This is a genomic window from Mesorhizobium sp. M7A.F.Ca.AU.001.01.1.1, from assembly GCF_004022735.1.
GTDB classification, from domain to species: domain Bacteria; phylum Pseudomonadota; class Alphaproteobacteria; order Rhizobiales; family Rhizobiaceae; genus Mesorhizobium; species Mesorhizobium ciceri.
Genome location: NZ_RZPF01001021.1, coordinates 1 through 1,609, shown reverse-complemented (window position 1 = coordinate 1,609; position 1,609 = coordinate 1). Strand labels below are relative to the sequence as shown.

Below are 1,609 nucleotides of genomic sequence, written 5' to 3'. Positions count from 1 at the left end.
ACGCCGGACAGCGCCTTGACTTCCCGCACCCGCCTCCCTTATATCGCGGCTCGCTTGGCCTTCGGGCAACGAGCGGGCGATTAGCTCAGCGGGAGAGCACACCCTTCACACGGGTGGGGTCGCAGGTTCAATCCCTGCATCGCCCACCATCGGCCTTCCTGAACGCCGCACCCCAAAATGCCTAGCAACTACACCCCGCCCCTTGCCCGCCAAAAATTCTTCTGGGCGAATTCCACGCGCTGCTGTAGCTCGCATATCTCTGGAACGGGCAGACGTCGGAGCCGTTTTGGACCTTCATCTGTTCGCGATCCCAAAACGACACCCTCGATGCGGTCGTCGGCGCAAAAGACCGTATAGCGTTGTTCCGGCTCAGCGCTCGGGCTTGCTCCATGGGCCGGGCTTCATCGAGCGCCACTTGCCCGACAGGTCGCTGACCGCTTCGTCCGTTAGCCAAAGATGCGTAGTCGCAGCAATGGAAGGCGGCGAGATAGTCGCCGCGCATGAACTCCTGTCGATGGGGCCAAACTCTGCCCTACGCCGGTCGAGCCGCGATCAGCGCTTCATCGCGTGCAGGATGGCCTGCATGTGCTCTTCCAGGTCGAGTTCGCCCCGAGCCTCGGCGGTCAACAGGTAATCGGCCTTGGCCCGGCGGTCGCCTCGGCTGATCGCAGGATAGGAGCAGATGGCAAGCAATGCTTCCTGTTCAATCCGGTCTGCCCTCTTGCGATCGTGGCTGCTGCTGCCCGCTTGATGAACAACCCTGTGAAGCCCGACATAGCTGGCTTCATGGGCTCCGATCAGCGCCCGCAATTCGGGTGAGGCCCCTTCCGCTTCGGCAAATGTCGGTTCAACAACCGAGGCCACGGCGGTGAACGCAAGAAGTGTACGGCGTGTGATTTCGGGCATGCCTCATATCCCTGCTGTCTGATCATGCAGGCACACCATAGCACCGGCGCAACGGTTCGAAGAGATGCTCCTGGACGCGACCGCACTGTCTGCTGACAAAATGTACTCGCTCCCGTAGCTCGCCCGCCCAGCAGCCAGTGTGGCCTTAAGTCGCAAGGATTGGCTTGCGAAAGCGGGGTTTCGGCCTTCATTGACGCTGCGATCGACACCATATGGTGATCCACAGCCCTCCAAACGAGAGAAGCTCGCTTGACGCGGTCGCATAGCGGCCGTCAGCCGGCAATGGCTATGAACCAGGAACCTGAAAAACCATGCCTGAAAATGTCAGACCAATTTCGAAAGACGTCCCCCTCATTCAGCTAGGCGTCTATCAGTGCCGCTTCCCGGTAAGCGAAGACCGGTCGGTACCCGGCGGTTATCGTTTTTGTGCCGGGCCAACTTCGGCGGATCGCGTCTATTGCGATCACCACCACAGCATCGTGACCGCCGTCGACCCTCGCCGAACCCGTTCAGGTCTCCACCCCGCTCAACGACGCGCCGCGTAAGTCAAGCGGGCAGCGGCCCCTCGTTCGGGCAGCTGCAAACCGGTGGACTGAATCGGCACGCATTCCACCCGCGGAACAAACCGGTACGCCAGCGAGTTTCTCCCCGACGAAACTTGAGGGAAAGCCATGTCCAGATTTCTGCTGGCGACCAGCGTCGC

Annotated in this window: 1 protein-coding gene and 1 tRNA gene; one reads left to right on the top strand and one right to left on the bottom strand. The window is 61.1% G+C overall.

Going from position 1 to position 1,609, the window contains the following annotated elements:
* The first annotated feature begins 74 nt into the window (after positions 1–74).
* Positions 75–149: transfer RNA gene (locus EN884_RS35315), tRNA-Val, on the top strand.
* A gap of 403 nt (positions 150–552) precedes the next feature.
* Here EN884_RS35315 and EN884_RS35310 read toward each other — a convergent pair.
* Positions 553–906: a hypothetical protein gene (locus EN884_RS35310; protein WP_013531688.1), complete on the bottom strand. Its 354-nt coding sequence runs from the start codon at positions 904–906 to the stop codon at positions 553–555.
* Positions 907–1,609: the final 703 nt, after the last annotated feature.